The 14,505-nt window shown below is 57.0% G+C and carries 21 protein-coding genes and 1 tRNA gene; 15 read left to right on the top strand and 7 right to left on the bottom strand.

What is annotated here, in order from left to right; translation table 11 throughout:
- Positions 1-4 precede the first annotated feature (4 nt).
- The 3 genes from AC2FIO_RS00530 to nthA are packed head-to-tail and all read right to left on the bottom strand — an operon-like array spanning position 5 to position 1,625.
- Positions 5-340, bottom strand: coding sequence for a nitrile hydratase accessory protein (locus AC2FIO_RS00530; protein WP_496694991.1), 336 nt, complete (start codon positions 338-340; stop codon positions 5-7).
- Positions 337-1,014 carry a nitrile hydratase subunit beta gene (nthB, locus tag AC2FIO_RS00525; RefSeq protein ID WP_496694989.1) on the bottom strand — a complete coding sequence of 226 codons (678 nt, stop codon included), beginning with the start codon at positions 1,012-1,014 and terminating at the stop codon, positions 337-339. The genes AC2FIO_RS00530 and nthB overlap by 4 nt, the downstream gene beginning before the upstream one ends.
- Positions 1,011-1,625, bottom strand: a complete 615-nt coding sequence (nthA, locus tag AC2FIO_RS00520) for a nitrile hydratase subunit alpha (RefSeq protein ID WP_058276103.1) — start codon at positions 1,623-1,625, stop codon at positions 1,011-1,013. The genes nthB and nthA overlap by 4 nt, the downstream gene beginning before the upstream one ends.
- Positions 1,626-1,775: 150 nt before the next feature.
- Between nthA and secG the strand changes: the two genes are divergently transcribed.
- The 11 genes from secG (at position 1,776) to AC2FIO_RS00465 (ending at position 10,661) form a co-directional block, all read left to right on the top strand.
- On the top strand, positions 1,776-2,141 hold the full coding sequence (secG, locus tag AC2FIO_RS00515) for a preprotein translocase subunit SecG (RefSeq protein ID WP_058276104.1): 366 nt from the start codon (positions 1,776-1,778) through the stop codon (positions 2,139-2,141).
- 158 nt (positions 2,142-2,299) lie between these two features.
- Positions 2,300-3,943 (top strand): CTP synthase, encoded by a 1,644-nt coding sequence (pyrG, locus tag AC2FIO_RS00510; RefSeq protein ID WP_058276105.1) that lies wholly within the window; start codon positions 2,300-2,302, stop codon positions 3,941-3,943.
- A gap of 122 nt (positions 3,944-4,065) precedes the next feature.
- Complete coding sequence (locus AC2FIO_RS00505) at positions 4,066-4,548, top strand: bacterioferritin (RefSeq protein WP_058276106.1); 483 nt, start codon at positions 4,066-4,068, stop codon at positions 4,546-4,548.
- A 160-nt stretch (positions 4,549-4,708) separates the two neighbouring features.
- Complete coding sequence (locus tag AC2FIO_RS00500; protein ID WP_496694987.1) at positions 4,709-5,485, top strand: isocitrate lyase/PEP mutase family protein; 777 nt, start codon at positions 4,709-4,711, stop codon at positions 5,483-5,485.
- Positions 5,486-5,595: 110 nt separating this feature from the next.
- Positions 5,596-6,045 carry a tellurite resistance TerB family protein gene (locus AC2FIO_RS00495; protein WP_058276107.1) on the top strand — a complete coding sequence of 150 codons (450 nt, stop codon included), beginning with the start codon at positions 5,596-5,598 and terminating at the stop codon, positions 6,043-6,045.
- 20 nt (positions 6,046-6,065) lie between these two features.
- Positions 6,066-6,503, top strand: coding sequence for a tellurite resistance TerB family protein (locus AC2FIO_RS00490; protein ID WP_496694985.1), 438 nt, complete (start codon positions 6,066-6,068; stop codon positions 6,501-6,503).
- A gap of 5 nt (positions 6,504-6,508) precedes the next feature.
- The gene (locus tag AC2FIO_RS00485; protein ID WP_496695641.1) at positions 6,509-7,252 is read left to right on the top strand and encodes a phosphate/phosphite/phosphonate ABC transporter substrate-binding protein; all 744 of its coding nucleotides are present in this window, start codon (positions 6,509-6,511) and stop codon (positions 7,250-7,252) included.
- 125 nt (positions 7,253-7,377) lie between these two features.
- A complete protein-coding gene (locus AC2FIO_RS00480) occupies positions 7,378-8,154 on the top strand; it encodes an ABC transporter ATP-binding protein (RefSeq protein ID WP_058274821.1) in 777 nt (258 codons plus the stop codon).
- Positions 8,155-8,185: 31 nt separating this feature from the next.
- Entirely contained in the window at positions 8,186-8,899 is a 714-nt protein-coding gene (locus AC2FIO_RS00475; RefSeq protein WP_058276110.1) for a transporter substrate-binding domain-containing protein, read from the top strand.
- A 71-nt stretch (positions 8,900-8,970) separates the two neighbouring features.
- Positions 8,971-9,858: an ABC transporter permease gene (locus AC2FIO_RS00470; RefSeq protein ID WP_496695639.1), complete on the top strand. Its 888-nt coding sequence runs from the start codon at positions 8,971-8,973 to the stop codon at positions 9,856-9,858.
- Positions 9,855-10,661 (top strand): ABC transporter permease, encoded by an 807-nt coding sequence (locus AC2FIO_RS00465; RefSeq protein ID WP_282118774.1) that lies wholly within the window; start codon positions 9,855-9,857, stop codon positions 10,659-10,661. The genes AC2FIO_RS00470 and AC2FIO_RS00465 overlap by 4 nt, the downstream gene beginning before the upstream one ends.
- Positions 10,662-10,765: 104 nt before the next feature.
- On the opposite strand, the gene AC2FIO_RS00460 is transcribed toward AC2FIO_RS00465, so the two are convergent.
- A tRNA-His gene (locus AC2FIO_RS00460) sits at positions 10,766-10,842 on the bottom strand.
- 47 nt (positions 10,843-10,889) lie between these two features.
- Entirely contained in the window at positions 10,890-11,372 is a 483-nt protein-coding gene (locus tag AC2FIO_RS00455; protein ID WP_496694983.1) for a GNAT family N-acetyltransferase, read from the bottom strand.
- 77 nt (positions 11,373-11,449) lie between these two features.
- Here AC2FIO_RS00455 and AC2FIO_RS00450 point away from each other — a divergent pair, with 77 nt between their 5' ends.
- Entirely contained in the window at positions 11,450-11,638 is a 189-nt protein-coding gene (locus tag AC2FIO_RS00450) for a DUF6324 family protein (RefSeq protein ID WP_058274816.1), read from the top strand.
- Positions 11,639-11,642: 4 nt separating this feature from the next.
- Here AC2FIO_RS00450 and AC2FIO_RS00445 read toward each other — a convergent pair whose 3' ends face one another.
- The gene (locus AC2FIO_RS00445) at positions 11,643-12,074 is read right to left on the bottom strand and encodes an MmcB family DNA repair protein (protein WP_058274815.1); all 432 of its coding nucleotides are present in this window, start codon (positions 12,072-12,074) and stop codon (positions 11,643-11,645) included.
- Between the two features lie 116 nt (positions 12,075-12,190).
- Here AC2FIO_RS00445 and AC2FIO_RS00440 point away from each other — a divergent pair, with 116 nt between their 5' ends.
- Complete coding sequence (locus tag AC2FIO_RS00440) at positions 12,191-12,511, top strand: ArsR/SmtB family transcription factor (RefSeq protein ID WP_282168592.1); 321 nt, start codon at positions 12,191-12,193, stop codon at positions 12,509-12,511.
- Entirely contained in the window at positions 12,508-12,933 is a 426-nt protein-coding gene (locus AC2FIO_RS00435) for an SRPBCC family protein (RefSeq protein WP_496694981.1), read from the top strand. The genes AC2FIO_RS00440 and AC2FIO_RS00435 overlap by 4 nt, the downstream gene beginning before the upstream one ends.
- A gap of 255 nt (positions 12,934-13,188) precedes the next feature.
- Here AC2FIO_RS00435 and AC2FIO_RS00430 read toward each other — a convergent pair whose 3' ends face one another.
- Positions 13,189-13,485: a hypothetical protein gene (locus AC2FIO_RS00430; protein WP_282168594.1), complete on the bottom strand. Its 297-nt coding sequence runs from the start codon at positions 13,483-13,485 to the stop codon at positions 13,189-13,191.
- 94 nt (positions 13,486-13,579) lie between these two features.
- On the opposite strand from AC2FIO_RS00430, the gene AC2FIO_RS00425 reads away from it, so the two are divergent.
- On the top strand, positions 13,580-14,359 hold the full coding sequence (locus tag AC2FIO_RS00425; RefSeq protein WP_496694980.1) for a helix-turn-helix transcriptional regulator: 780 nt from the start codon (positions 13,580-13,582) through the stop codon (positions 14,357-14,359).
- The last annotated feature ends 146 nt before the right edge of the window (positions 14,360-14,505 follow it).

The raw sequence follows: 14,505 nt of genomic DNA, 5'->3' as shown, positions 1-14,505 counted from the left end.
AGAACTACTTGTCCGTTAGCTGCACCGGATTGCCGTGTGGGGTTGTCAGATATGCGTCTTCCCAGGCGTTGCGCAGCCGGTTTACGTCGTCGGGCATGGCTGTGCCTTGCTCGGCCAACAATGCCTCAAGCGTTTCCAGCCACGCGAAAAAGTAGTCGTTCCCGCCGTTCAGTTCCCGATCCAGCCCATGGCGCTTCAGGGTGTCCGAGAACCGCGCAGCCCAATCGGGCCAATCAAACCGGCCCGTCTCATTCAGTGCGACCGTCACGGCAAACACCTGCGCATGCCAGGGTTCAGCAAAAACAGGCTCAGGGGCGGAATGGGCAACGCAATTGCTCATGCCGGGCCCAGATAGCTTTGCCAAAGATCCAAAACCACCTCGTCATTGGGATGTTCCGGGTTGGTCCAAAGTTCGGATGCCGGGAATACAACAGCATATAGTGGCTCAGGCGCGTCTCCCAATCTGTGAGCGCTGGAATCCGGCAGCACGTGCGTCCCGTGCATCATTAGAATGCGCCCCTTCGCTCCGGCGGCATAGTGGGGCAACCGAGTATGACCGCCGTCGACCAAGCGGTTGGCAGTTGGACGTGTTGTCACGACCTCCTGCCCGATCGCATATTCCGCCGGGACGTTCGAAGGTCTATCCGCAGGACCGCCGCTGGCCAGCACACCAGCAACCGCTTCGGCCTTCATCTTACGGCTCGCCAGCGGGTGTTCTTCTTTGTCTGCCTCGCCACGTAGGTCTTCTTCGGTCAGCACGCCGCTTTCGACCAGCAGGTCCGTCAGGGCTGAAATCCATTTCTCATAATAAGAAAATCGCGTGTAGTCCTTGGGTGAGAGCCTTTCGCGTGCGTGACGAGAGATATCAATGTTCCATTGCCCCAGCGATCCAGCGGCCAGCGTGACTGCCAATGCCCGCGCATGCCAGTCTTCAGCAAAAACCGGGGCATCATCGGGTTCGGGGTGCACAGGTCCATCGCCGAACCGCCCCCCCATATCGTGAACTCTGGTCATGAAGGCACCTTTGGCAGGCCGGTTCCGATCATGCTGTCGCGTGTGACAAGTGCCGCCAACTCGTCTTCGGTTAAGCCATCCGTGTCTTCTGGCCGCATCGGAAGCACAAGGTACCGCACCTCGGCCGTCGAATCCCAAACGCGAACCGAGGACGTCTCGGGCAGGGTCACCCCGAACTCAGCCAGAACCTTGCGCGGCTCACGCACAGCCCGCGCCCGATAGGCATCGGATTTGTACCAACCCGGCGGAATACCAAGCAGCGGCCACGGGTAACAGCTGCACAAGGTGCACACGACCATGTTGTGCTGTTCAGGTGTGTTTGCGACGACAACCATGTGTTCGCCCTGACGCCCGTAATAACCCAGATCGGCGACAACCGATGTGGCATCTTTCAGCAACGCGGCTTTGAAGTCCGGGTCAGTCCAGGCTTTGGCAACGACCCGCGCGCCGTTCTGCGGGCCGATCTTGTTCTGATAGGTATCAATAATTTCATCCAGCGCCGCCGGATCGATCAGTCCCTTGCGAGTCAGAATCGTTTCCAGCGCCTTTACGCGCAACGCAGGATCAGGTGGCAAAAGGGTGTGCGGGTGGTCGTGATCATCATGTGGCATGGCCGCAGCCTGCGCGAGGTGCGGCCATGCTGTCCAGTCCCTTTGCCGTGATCTGAAACATCACCGTTCTTGATGCCAACTCCTCCCTTGCCCCCGCTGGAAAACTTGCATAAGTACCACGCGATACACGCCACGCTGTACAGGAACACCATGGAAAACGTCGTTCTCATTATCCACCTCCTCTTGGCTCTGGGCCTGATCGCCGTCGTTCTGATGCAGCGGTCCGAAGGCGGTGGCCTTGGCATGGGCGGCGGGGGTGGCGGCGCCATGACCGGACGCGCCGCAGCGACTGCTTTGGGCAAGGTGACGTGGATCCTGGCCGCTTGTTTCATCGTGACATCAATCACGCTGACCATTCTGGCCGCTCAGAAATCCTCGGGCAGTTCGGTGATCGACCGTTTGGGCGTTCCGGCCCCGGCACCAACCGAGGAAAGCACACCTGCGGTTCCGTCGGCTGACGATCTGCTGCCTCCGGCAGATGGCGACAACGCGCCGCTGATCCCACAAGCCAACTGATCCACAAAACCTAGAAACTTGAAAGAGAACTGCAACAGCATCTTGCGGTTCTCTTGCGCTATTGGCGCGAATCCTTTATATGTGAAGTCCCGTGGTGCAGCGGTTTTTCGGAACCGTCGGGCAGCTGATTTTGACGTCTCACGGGAGCAGCCGAAAACATGGCGCGTTTTATTTTCATCACTGGTGGTGTGGTTTCGTCTTTGGGTAAAGGACTGGCTTCGGCGGCTTTGGGCGCGCTGTTGCAGGCCCGAGGGTATTCGGTACGTCTGCGCAAGCTGGACCCCTATCTCAACGTTGACCCCGGCACGATGTCGCCGTTCGAGCATGGCGAAGTGTTCGTGACCGATGACGGGGCCGAAACCGACCTAGATCTTGGTCACTACGAACGATTCACCGGTGTGGCGGCCCGCAAGACCGACTCGGTTAGTTCAGGTCGGATTTATTCCAACGTGCTCGAGAAAGAGCGCCGCGGTGACTACCTGGGCAAGACCATTCAGGTGATTCCGCACGTCACCAACGAGATTAAAGACTTTATCTCGATCGGTGAGGATGAGGTCGATTTTATGCTGTGCGAGATTGGCGGCACCGTCGGCGATATCGAAGGCCTGCCCTTCTTTGAAGCTATCCGTCAGTTCAGCCAGGACAAGCCGCGCGGCCAATGCCTGTTCATGCACCTGACCCTGCTGCCCTACATCAAAGCCTCGGGCGAATTGAAAACCAAGCCGACCCAGCACTCGGTGAAAGAGCTGCGCTCGATCGGTCTGGCTCCTGACATTCTGGTCTGTCGCTCCGAGGGTCCCATCCCGGTCAAAGAGCGCGAAAAGCTGGCGTTGTTCTGCAACGTGCGCCCGGACAGCGTGATCGCGGCACAGGATCTGTCGACCATTTATGACGCCCCGCTGGCCTATCACCGCGAAGGTCTGGATCAGGCGGTTCTGGATGCGTTCCAGATCAGCCCTGCCCCCAAGCCTGATCTTACAAAATGGGAAGATGTCAGCGACCGCATCCACAATGCCGAAGGCGAAGTTAAAGTCGCCATCGTCGGCAAATACACGCAGCTTGAAGACGCCTATAAATCGATTGCCGAGGCACTGACCCATGGCGGTATGGCCAACCGGGTTCGCGTCAAAGTCGAATGGGTCGATGCCGAGGTGTTTGATACCGAAGACGCAGCCCCGCATCTGGAAGGATTCCACGCGATCCTCGTTCCCGGTGGATTTGGCGAACGCGGCACTGAAGGCAAGATCAAAGCCGCGCAATACGCGCGCGAACACAAAGTGCCCTACCTGGGAATCTGCCTTGGTATGCAGATGGCTGTCATCGAAGCAGCCCGCAACGCCGCTGGCATTACCGAAGCGGGCTCGGAAGAGTTTGACCACGAAGCGGGCAAAAAACGTTTTGAGCCTGTTGTTTACCACCTGAAAGAATGGGTGCAGGGCAACCACAAGGTCGAACGCAAGGTCGGTGACGATAAAGGCGGTACCATGCGTTTGGGCGCCTATGACGCGGTACTGGCCGATGGCTCGAAAGTGGCAGAGGTATACGGCGGCACCAATATCGAAGAGCGCCACCGCCACCGCTATGAGGTGGATATCAAGTATCGCGACAAGCTGGAAAAGGCTGGTCTGAACTTCTCGGGCATGTCGCCCGATGGTCGCCTGCCCGAAATCGTCGAATGGTCTGACCACCCTTGGTTCATCGGCGTCCAGTACCATCCGGAACTGAAATCCAAACCATTTGAACCGCATCCACTGTTCCGCGATTTTGTGCGCGCAGCGAAAGACACCTCTCGTCTCGTTTAAGAGCTATCTGTGTCGGACTGTCACCCCGCATTGTTTTGTGGGGTGTAACCTCCTAACTATTTGAACAAGCAGGCCCGCGTGCCGCGTAATTTGATGCAGTTCAAAGATTCAGGAGTATTCCGATGAGCAATTCGACAACGATCACAAACCTCCAACAAGCGCTTCACATGGAAATGACAGCAGCGCATCAGTACCAGTTGCATGCGCATGTGCTGAATGACTGGGGCTTGGACATCCTGGCCGAGAAGATGCGCGGCGAGATGCAGGAAGAACTGGGGCATTCTGATGCCTATATCGAACGCATTCTTTTCCTGGGCGCAAAGCCAGAGCTTGAGCTTCAGAAAAACCCAAAGGCGGCGGACGACCTGGAAGAGATGTTTACCGCAGACCTGAAGGATGAAATGGAAGCCATCGATTTCTACACCCAAGCCGCAGCACAAGCGGCCGAGGCTGGCGACGTTGGAACCCGAACATTGTTTGAACGAATTTTGCTGGAGGAAGAAGGCCACAAAGCATGGCTGGAGACCGAGTTGTCACTTCTCAAGCGGCTAGGCGAGTCGGCGTTCAGCGCCAGATACGTATCTGGCACTGCCGGCCAAGACTAAATCATCTTCAACTGATCTCACCATGTCGCAGAATTCGGGCCAACAAATGTTGGCCCATTTTCTTTCGTCACCGCAAAGTGACGGTGTGCGGCCAAAAAACACTACTCGGGCACAGTTCCACGTGGTTACTGTTGGGTAAATGATGACAGGAGAGGCCCAAATGACCGATCAAATCCAAAACGCGGAAACCTTTGCGGCCCTGCACAAAAAGGGCGATCCGGTCATCCTTTTTAACATCTGGGACGCTGGCAGCGCCGGTGCCGTGCGGGATGCAGGCGCCATGGCATTGGCGACCGGCAGCGCACCCGTTGCAATGGCGCAGGGATTTGGCGACGGCCAGAACATCCCGCTGGATGTCGCTTTGGACAACGTCGGCCGAATCGTCAGCGCCGTAGACCTTCCTGTTTCTTTGGATTTCGAGGGGGCCTATGCCGAGGACGCGGTGGGAATCATCGCCAATGTCCAAAGTGCACTTGAAACAGGTGTCGTCGGCTTCAACTTCGAAGACCAGATTGTCGGCACCAAGGACCTATACGACATCGAAACCCAGGCGGCTCGCGTTGGTGCGATGCGCGAAGGGTGTGACGTCGCTGGCGTCCCCGCCTTTATCAACGCCAGAACGGACATCTTCCTGAAGGCTGCGCCGGAAACGCATGACGAGGCGATGCTGGACGATGCGATGGCACGCGCCAAAGCCTATGCCGACGCGGGTGCCAGCGGATTCTTTGCACCCGGCCTCAAGGATGAGGACATGATCGCCCGGCTTTGCGAATCGACTGATCTACCTGTGAATATCATTGCCCTGCCCGGGACGCCGGATACCGCGACGCTTGCGTCACTGGGCGTCGCCCGGATCAGTTATGGGCCTGTGCCGTACCGGAAGATGCTGGGCTGGCTACAGGAACAAGCGAAACAGGCGCTGCAGTCAGGCGCCTAGCCAGCGGGTAGATACCGATACAAGCGGATACCGGCAAAGTTGTGACCATTCACGGCTATGACGGGTAGTCAGCGCTTGGCGGGCCACAAAATATGGAATAACCTCGCGGCATGTTGAAAAAATTCCTTCAGGCGTTTCGCCCGCCACAGCACGACCATTTGCCCGATCCTGACGCCGAACTGGCCTTGGGTGCTTTGATGGTGCGCGTGGCGCAGGCGGATCGGGATTACAAGCTGGAAGAAATCAGCCTGATCGACCGTATTCTTGCGCGGCTCTATCAGCACAACGCGATCGAGGCCGCCAAAGTCCGCGCCACCTGCGAAAAATTGCACGCCGCCGCGCCAGACACCGATACATTCGGCAAGTTGATCCGCGAAACAACCGACCTGCAGGAACGTCTCGCCGCGCTGGACGCCTTGTGGGAGGTCGTTCTGGCCGATGGCAATTCGGACGAAGGCGAAATGAAGATCGTCGAAGAAGCCCGCATTGCCATGGGCCTGAGCTTTAAAGACAGCCAAGAAGCGCATGAACGGGTACAAACGCGCTTGGAACAGAAGTAGTCCGCTTCTATAACCAATTCATGTTCAGCGATTTTCTGTCCCGGCTCACCCAGCCGCAGCCCGACCCTCTTGCCGATAACGACGCCCGTTTGGCCCTGACGGCCCTTCTGGTGCGCATCGCCAGATCCGACAACGACTATGCCGACACGGAAATGGCACGAATCGACCGGATATCGGCGGAACGCTATGGCCTATCCCCTTTTGAGGCCGCAGCCCTTCGCGCCAGCGCCGAAGATCTAGAAGCCGAAGCCCCCGATACCGTCCGCTTTACCCGCGCAATCAAAGAGGCTGTCGCTTACGATGACCGATTGGCCGTGGTTCAGGCGATGTGGTCGGTCGCACTGGCCGATGGGCACCGGACCGGCGAAGAAGATTCGCTGCTGCGTCTGGTGGTCAGCCTGCTGGGTGTCAGCGACGTCGATTCCGCCCTGGCACGGCAAAAGGCAGCCAAATCGTGATTGCAATGCTGGGCATGTATGACATGCCCGCGCTGCAACCAGCCAATGATCGGTTCTGGTCGTTGATTCGGGCGCATCTTGGTTTTGGTCCCTCACATTTGACACGCGGCGCCGACGTTTGGGACGTCTGGCATAGCCCCGACCTTGTTTTCTCCCAAACCTGCGGCATGCCTTACCGCACCCGGTTGCACGGTATAGTTCGGCTTGTTGGTACGCCGGACTACGGTTTGGCAGGCTGTCCGCCAGGGTACTACCAGTCCGTTATCGTGGCCCGAAAAGACGATACCCGCGATCTGGACCAGCTTGCCAACGGCACCTTTGCTTACAATGAAGCGCTTTCTCAGTCCGGTTGGGCTGCGCCCATGGTTCATCTGTCACGACACAGCCGCCTTCCAAGTGGTGTGTTGGAAACTGGCGGTCATGCCCTTTCGGCAGCCGCTGTTGCGGAAGGCCGCGCGGATTATGCCGCGCTGGATGCGCTTACGTGGGAATTACTCAAGGAACACTCGAATTTGGGCCCTGAGCTTCGCGAGGTCGCAGCAACCGAACCTTCGCCCGCCCTGCCCTATATCACGGCCAATTGTCAGGATGCGCCCCAGATTGCAAAGGCGGTTCGTGCAGCCATCAACGATCTTTCCCCCGCCGACCAAAAGATGCTGCACTTGCGTGGTCTGATCGACATTCCAGCCGAGCATTACCTTGCCGTTCCCGACCCGTCCCCTGAGGCTGCCAAATTGATCGATCCGTGACCACTTTGGTCAGAACGTCTGGTCATTTTGACAGTTTGTGGCCCGTTCCGTGTCATTTGCGCATTGCATTGCTCTGAAATTTCAGCCCTAGTACCGCACCAACACCAATAGCAGCTGGACCACCCGTGACAGATTCCACTCCGGTCATCGAGATCAAAAACCTACACAAGAGCTTTGGCAATCTTGAGGTATTGAAAGGGGTGGATATCACCGCCAGACGCGGTGATGTCGTCTCACTTATCGGTTCGTCCGGTTCTGGCAAATCGACGCTTCTGCGCTGCTGCAACCTGTTGGAAGACAGCCAAGAGGGCGAAATTCTGTTCAAGGGCGAACCTGTCCGCTGGACTGGCAACGCACATAACCGCCGTCCGGCCGATCCCAAACAGGTCCTGCGCATTCGCACAAACCTGTCGATGGTGTTTCAGCAGTTCAATCTGTGGGCCCATATGACCATCCTGCAAAACGTGATGGAGGCCCCCGTGACCGTCATGGGCCGCGACAAGGCCGAGGCTGAAGACAGCGCCCGTAGGTATCTGGAAAAGGTCGGCATCGGCGACAAATGCGACGCATATCCCGCGCAACTGTCAGGTGGTCAGCAGCAGCGCGCCGCGATTGCGCGCGGCCTGTGCATGGAGCCTCAGGCCCTGCTGTTCGACGAGCCCACATCGGCGTTGGACCCCGAACTGGAACAGGAAGTGATCAAGGTGATCAAGGATCTGGCCGCCGAAGGCCGCACCATGATCATTGTAACGCATGACATGAAAATGGCTGCCGATATCTCGAGCCATGTGGTGTTCCTGCATCAAGGCCTCATCGAAGAAGAAGGCCTGCCGGAAGACATCTTTACTACCCCTGAATCCACGCGACTTCAGGGTTTTCTCTCCGCCACCATGGCGGCATAAATTCAGGACAGAACCAAAAAGGGGAGTAACAATGAAAAACCTGATTCTGACCACAGCAGCACTGGCGCTGAGCGCCGGTATGGCCATGGCCGATACGGTCCGCATGGGCACCGAAGGCGCCTACCCTCCGTGGAACTTCATCAATGACGCCGGCGAGATCGACGGTTTCGAGCGTGAGCTGGGTGACGAGCTGTGCAAGCGCGCAAACCTGGAATGCGAATGGGTCAAGAACGACTGGGATTCGATCATTCCGAACCTGGTGTCTGGCAACTATGATGTCATCATCGCGGGCATGTCGATCACCGACGAGCGTGACGAAGTGATTGATTTCACTCAGAACTACACGCCTCCGGATCCGTCGGCTTATGTTGCAACCTCCGACGACGTTGATGTCGCGAACGGCGTTGTTGCGGCACAGACCGGCACCATTCAGGCCGGCTACATTGCCGAATCCGGTGCAACTCTCGTCGAGTTCGCCAGCCCCGAAGAAACCATCGCAGCCGTGCGCAATGGCGAAGCTGACGCTGTTCTGGCCGATAAGTCTTTCCTTGCGCCGATTGCAGATGAAGACGCGGACCTGCGCTTTGTCGCCGAAGATGTCCCGCTGGGCGGTGGTGTCGGCATCGGTGTGCGCGAGTCGGACGGTGATCTGAAAGAGAAGCTCAACACTGCCATCCAGTCCATGAAGGACGACGGCAGCCTGAACGAGCTGATCACCAAATGGGAAGTGTCCTCGACCTTCTGATCTGAATCAGGTTGCGCGCCCCAATACCGGGGCGCGCCGCCCCTGAGCCTTAGCACCTCAAGAGGCCCGCCATTTTCTCGTTTTGCACTGATCCCGATACGCTGGGCACGTTCCGCTGGTTTTCCTGCTACCTCACCAACGGCGTGCACTGGTCGTTCTACCTGTCGTTCCTGAAGGTCCTGCTGTTGCTGGCCGTCACGGCGCCCGTGGCGTTGAGTTTCGGGTTCGTGGGTGCCATGGCCGCCCGTTCGCATATCCCTCCCATCAGCTGGCTGGGCAAAGGCTATATCGCGATTGTACGGGGTGTGCCGGACATCGCCTTCTTCATGTTCTTCGTGATCGCTCTGGATCAGGCTTTTGAATGGACGCGCCATAAGATCCTTTGCCCCGATTGGCCGGACCCGATCCGCCAGGGCAACGACTTCATCGTTTGCCAGTCGGCAAAACTTCCGCTCAGCACCGCGCCGGAATTTGTGCATGAGACCTATGGTTTCTTCCTCGCAGTCATCACATTCTCGATCGTTTTCGGCGCTTTTGCGGCTAACGTGTTGTTCGGCGGCATGCGTGCGGTTCCCCATGCCCAGCTGGAAACAGCAGCTGCATATGGTCTGTCCCCCAGCCAGACATTCTGGCGCATCCTCGTGCCGCAAATGTGGGTTTACGCCCTGCCCGGCCTGTCGAACCTGTGGATGGTGCTGATCAAAGCCACCCCACTTCTGTTCTTGCTTGGTATCGAAGACATCGTCTATTGGGCCCGCGAATTGGGCGGGACCAAGACCACGAAATTCACCCAATACCCCCATGGCGACTGGCGCATGTGGTACTTCCTGGCTCTGCTGGTCTTCTACCTCGGCATGACCCGCGTCTCGGAAATCGGGCTTGAAAAGCTGATGCGCCGTCTGTCCCACGGACAGGCCACATCAGGCGGAGAGCTTCTGCGCAAGGAGACCACCGCATGAGCTGCATTCAGACCATCCAGGATTACGGCCTGCGTTCCCTGGGCCTTGGTGAGCGGCTACTGCCGCGCAACGATTTTACCCTGTGCGAGCAATTCACCCTGATCGGTTCAGGCATGATCTGGAATATCTATTTCGGCATCATGGCTCTGGTCACCGGGTTCTTTCTGGCAACCGCCGTGGCAATGGGCAAAGCATCCACCAACAAGTGGCTGCGCAAGCCGTCCGAGTGGTTCATCTTTATCTTCCGCGGTTCGCCGCTGTTCATCCAGTTCTTCTTTGCCTACTTCTTCTTCCTGTCGCTGAAGAAATCTTACCCGATGTTCGATGCCCTGACGTCGGCATGGCTGGGGGCGTTGATCGTTTTGTTCCTGAACACCGCCGCCTATACCGGTGAGATCTTCTATGGTGCGCTGCGCTCGATCCCCAAGGGTGATATCGAGGCCGCTGATGCCTATGGCATGTCCGGTTGGTCGCGATTCCGCCGGATCATTTGGCCCACCATGCTGCGTCTGGCCTGGCCTGCCTATACGAACGAAGCAATCTTCCTGTTTCACGCCACCACGCTGGTCTTCTTCTCGGCCTTCCCCGCCTGGCAGCAACGTGGCGACGCGCTGTACTACGCCAGCTATTTCGCCGACAAGACGTTCAATCCGTTCATCCCCTACCCGATCTTGGCCTTCTACTTCATCCTGCTGACGCTGGTGGTGGTCGGGGTGTTCGGGCTGATCAACAAACGACTGAACCGCCACTTGCCAGCGGCCAGAAAGGCCAAGATGAGGTTCCGTCTGAACCTGGCGCGCTAAGTCAGGCAACCACACAATTCGGCAGCCGGGCTTGTTTTTGGCCCGGTTTTTTCTTGCCGAGAATCTCAGGAAAGTACTGAGAAAGCGTTATGAATAAGGGAAAATGGTACCGCCTGCTGGATTCGAACCGGCGACCTCTGGATCCACAATCCAGCGCTCTAACCAACTGAGCTAAGGCGGCACTCGTGAGGGGCGATGTACCGAACACGCGCAGGGAATGCAAGAGAATTAAAGACGAATTTCCCAGCTTTGTTCGACAAGATCACAGCCAAAGGAATGAACCTTTTTGCTGCCGGTTAATTGCCATCCGGAAGCCCTGTAAAGTGCACAAGCTGCCCGATGGCTTTCATGGGTCCATAAGGCCATATCACGATAACCAGAATCGCGGGCGAACCCCGTGCATGTGTTGAGCATGCGTTTACCCAAGCCCTGTCCACGGGCCTCTGGCATCAACAGAAACAACCTCAATTTTGCGGTGTGGTCGTTCAGCGCGACACAAAAGATACTGCCAAGGCGCGCGCCACCCTGCTCCGCGATCCAGCCCCGCTCTCGTGTCGGATCGTGCGCGTCAACGAATTCCGCCAGAATCCGTTCAACGAGGGGCGCGAAAGTGTCATCAAACCCCTCGTCTAGCTGATAGAGGCGACCGTGCTGTTCGACCAACCAGGGCGCATCATCTGGCCGAAATGGTCTGATCAGAATATCATTCATACCTTACCTGACCTCAAAGGCGGCTTGATTCTCAACCCTTTGCGCGCTAGCAGGAACGCTCAGTCCCGGAGGCGCAAATGGGCATCAACACCGAACGTGACATTCAGGCAAACCTTCAGATCGGCCCGACCGACCACGGCATGGTGCGCCTGTTCATCGAGGCCGACGGCGTCGAAATTCCGATGGATTTCGAACCTGAAGAAGCGGAAGAAATCGCGGACGAAATCCTCGCCGCTGTGCAAGCTGCCCGGATCGTAAAAGACTGACAGTTCAAATTCTTGGATCACGCAATGCCTGCAATCTGCGGGCTGTATCTGTTGCAAACTTCTGAATCATCTTCTTGCGCCGCGCAGGTGCCAGCTTATCTTCCGGTGCCATTCGGATAATTTCGGCGTCATATGCATCTGCGATGATCAGCCCGGTTTCCTCGGGCAACAGATCGGTTGGGAAATCGGTATCGACGGCCCAGAAAAAGCGATCACACCAATCCAGATACCCCTGCCATTTGGAATCCGTCAGATAATCTGCGCGGCTAGATTTGCACTCGATCACCCACAGTTCCCCCTTGGGGCCCAATCCCATGACGTCGACGCGCAAACCGCGGGTGGGGACAAATTCCTCAACAGATACAAAGCCATGCGCCAACAAGTGACGCGAAACCCCACGGGCCAGTTTTTGTCCGGGCTGTAAATCCAGTGTCATTCCTGAAATGTGAACAATTGGTGAACAAAAATCAAGCGCCTGAAAGACCCTTGACATGATACCATATGGTATCTCATAAATTGCAATACCAAATGGTATCACTATTGAGGTGACCAATGCAGACGCAAATTCAAAACGCGTTCCGCGCCCTTGCGGACCCAACCCGACGGGAGATTGTCCAAATCCTTGCCTCTGGCGACATGACGATCGCTCAGCTGACCGATCAGTTCGATATGACCCGTGCAGCGGTCAAAAAGCACCTGAACGTTCTTTCCGACGGCGGCCTCATCACCGTCGAGGCGCGTGGACGCGAGCGCATTAACCGGCTGGAGCCGAACGGATTGGCCCCCATCCTCGACTGGTTCAGCTATTTTGACCAGTTCTGGGATGATCGCCTGAATAATCTGAAGGAAGCTATTGAAAGGAATAAAAAATGACGAATGCAGTTCTGCAAAAACAGATTTTCCTGAGGGCCACGCCGGAAACCGTTTGGGCCTATTTGACCGAACCCGCCCGCTTGGCAGAGTGGTTTCACAAACCGGAGCGTCCGTTGGTCGCCGGTCAGAAGCTTGAGATGTTCGGTACATCCAGTGGCGATCTTCTGATCTGGGGTGAGGTACGCGCTGCCCGTCCGCCCGAATATCTCGAATATACATTTACCATCAAACCCATGGGAGACGCTGTTAGTGTCGTAAAATGGACGCTGGACCCGGTACCGGGCGGTACCCGGCTGGGCTTGGTTCACGAAGGGCTGCCGCAAGGCGCAGAGGCATTTGGCCTGATCCTTGCACTCGATGACGGTTGGGACGAACATTTGGGCAAGATGCGCAATGCGCTGCACGAAACTGTTGACGCCTGACCCCTTGTGCAAACCCGCCGCAACCCCTACTTAGGCCCGTGGCGGGTTCTGCCCTTCTTGTGATTGGTAGCATTCTGGTGGCCTTAAGCAATTCCGAGGGGGCTGGCTCTGTTCAGGTCCTGGCCTGATTACCTGGCGCCCACCTGTACATACAGGTCCTCGGGAATCACACCGCACGGTTGACTGGCGGTCCCGCCACATGAACTTATCCCTCGCCCGGTCAGGGAGAGTCTTCATTTTCCGAAATAGGTTGGCTCAGCCCTTGTCCACCGCCACGCGGGCGGGTTCGAATTTGGCCGCAATAGGTGTACCGCGTCTAGGGCCCTGCGGCTTTTCCGCCATACTCATGATCGCGTAAGCGAACTGAACACCGGCGAAAACAATGCCATTCATGAACCAGATCATTGCCAGAGCGATTAACCCGATCTCGGATCCGAAAATCAGGCCGCGCAAGTTGGCCACGTTCAGCGCCAGCAGCACCCCGACAAACAGGGCTGAGATGACAAATCCCCATGCAACTTGCGTGATGTAAAGGCGGATCAGTTTGGGCACGACAAAGCTCCTTGTCTGATACCGTGATGATAGCGCATGGTCGTGCTGAGTAAACCGCGGCCACAACGGGTGCGACACTATATTCGGAGTCTCTATGAATGCCCTCAGCCTGTTCACGCTTGATCTTCTCGAAGAGCTGTCATTGCGCCATGATGATCAGGAACGTTGGGAGTTCACGTTAGACCGTCTGAATGAGATCGGGTTTAACGCCCTGAACATGCTTTGCTTCACACCCGAGACTGGCGCCATTCATTGGGTTCGAAGTTCAATGTCCAAAGGTTGGCTGAACCGCTATGACAGCCAAGGTTACGCCGAAGCAGATCCGATGCTGGCGCAGGTTCAAAATGGCAAGGAAAGCCTCTACGTGCAGGCCGCAAGCCTCCGGCCCGCGGACGGCCCTTCCTCCAAGGCGCTGGGTCTGAACCACGATCTGGAAAAGGCCGGATATATTCACCTTTACTCTCTGGTGGTTCCCTGCCCTAACAACGAGGCCAAGCTTGTGGTTCTGTCATCGGACAGACCGGACGCCCAGGATCAGATGACTGAACGGCAGCGCGAAATGCGTGTCCTGGCAACCGTGCTGGCCACCAATCTGGGATCGGATATCCCCAGCAATCACGGTCGTGTGTACGACATCGCCAGCATTGCTCCAACCGCTCCGGACCTGACGCCACGAGAGCTGCAGGTCCTGAACCTTTTGGCTCTTGGGCACCGAAACGATAGAATCGCCGAACTTTTGAACCTCTCGGAAGTTACGGTACGAACCCATTTGAAGAATGCGCGCGAAAAATTGAGAGCCCCGACCCGAGAATCCGCACTGGTCCGTGCGATGCAACTTGGCCTGATCAATCCGCCGGGCTATCGGAATCGATAGGTGGCACGCCGGCTACGTTCCGGTAAAATGTTGGTGTCTTTGGAAAAAACTGTGAGTGGTGGAGGCCGAAGACTTGTTTGAACAAGTGTATTTTTAGATTTCAGGCGCAGCGCTTTGTGTGGCTGCGCCTTATTCATTTGGACTAA

The sequence above is a fragment of the Ruegeria sp. CDSB086 genome (assembly GCF_059611065.1).
The sequence above is the reverse complement of the archived record's forward strand: the minus strand, read 5'-3'. Positions and strand labels throughout refer to the sequence as shown.

Coding starts and splice junctions, on each gene's coding strand:
- AC2FIO_RS00445 (WP_058274815.1), bottom strand. CDS start 12,074: ATGACACTGGATTTACAGCCCGGACAAAAACTGGCCCGTGGGGTTTCG.
- AC2FIO_RS00505 (WP_058276106.1), top strand. CDS start 4,066: ATGAGCAATTCGACAACGATCACAAACCTCCAACAAGCGCTTCACATG.
- AC2FIO_RS00465 (WP_282118774.1), top strand. CDS start 9,855: ATGAGCTGCATTCAGACCATCCAGGATTACGGCCTGCGTTCCCTGGGC.
- pyrG (WP_058276105.1), top strand. CDS start 2,300: ATGGCGCGTTTTATTTTCATCACTGGTGGTGTGGTTTCGTCTTTGGGT.
- AC2FIO_RS00455 (WP_496694983.1), bottom strand. CDS start 11,372: ATGAATGATATTCTGATCAGACCATTTCGGCCAGATGATGCGCCCTGG.
- AC2FIO_RS00500 (WP_496694987.1), top strand. CDS start 4,709: ATGACCGATCAAATCCAAAACGCGGAAACCTTTGCGGCCCTGCACAAA.
- AC2FIO_RS00495 (WP_058276107.1), top strand. CDS start 5,596: ATGTTGAAAAAATTCCTTCAGGCGTTTCGCCCGCCACAGCACGACCAT.
- nthB (WP_496694989.1), bottom strand. CDS start 1,014: ATGACCAGAGTTCACGATATGGGGGGGCGGTTCGGCGATGGACCTGTG.
- AC2FIO_RS00435 (WP_496694981.1), top strand. CDS start 12,508: ATGACGAATGCAGTTCTGCAAAAACAGATTTTCCTGAGGGCCACGCCG.
- AC2FIO_RS00440 (WP_282168592.1), top strand. CDS start 12,191: ATGCAGACGCAAATTCAAAACGCGTTCCGCGCCCTTGCGGACCCAACC.
- AC2FIO_RS00490 (WP_496694985.1), top strand. CDS start 6,066: ATGTTCAGCGATTTTCTGTCCCGGCTCACCCAGCCGCAGCCCGACCCT.
- AC2FIO_RS00425 (WP_496694980.1), top strand. CDS start 13,580: ATGAATGCCCTCAGCCTGTTCACGCTTGATCTTCTCGAAGAGCTGTCA.
- AC2FIO_RS00450 (WP_058274816.1), top strand. CDS start 11,450: ATGGGCATCAACACCGAACGTGACATTCAGGCAAACCTTCAGATCGGC.
- AC2FIO_RS00475 (WP_058276110.1), top strand. CDS start 8,186: ATGAAAAACCTGATTCTGACCACAGCAGCACTGGCGCTGAGCGCCGGT.
- AC2FIO_RS00485 (WP_496695641.1), top strand. CDS start 6,509: ATGCTGGGCATGTATGACATGCCCGCGCTGCAACCAGCCAATGATCGG.
- secG (WP_058276104.1), top strand. CDS start 1,776: ATGGAAAACGTCGTTCTCATTATCCACCTCCTCTTGGCTCTGGGCCTG.
- AC2FIO_RS00530 (WP_496694991.1), bottom strand. CDS start 340: ATGAGCAATTGCGTTGCCCATTCCGCCCCTGAGCCTGTTTTTGCTGAA.
- nthA (WP_058276103.1), bottom strand. CDS start 1,625: ATGCCACATGATGATCACGACCACCCGCACACCCTTTTGCCACCTGAT.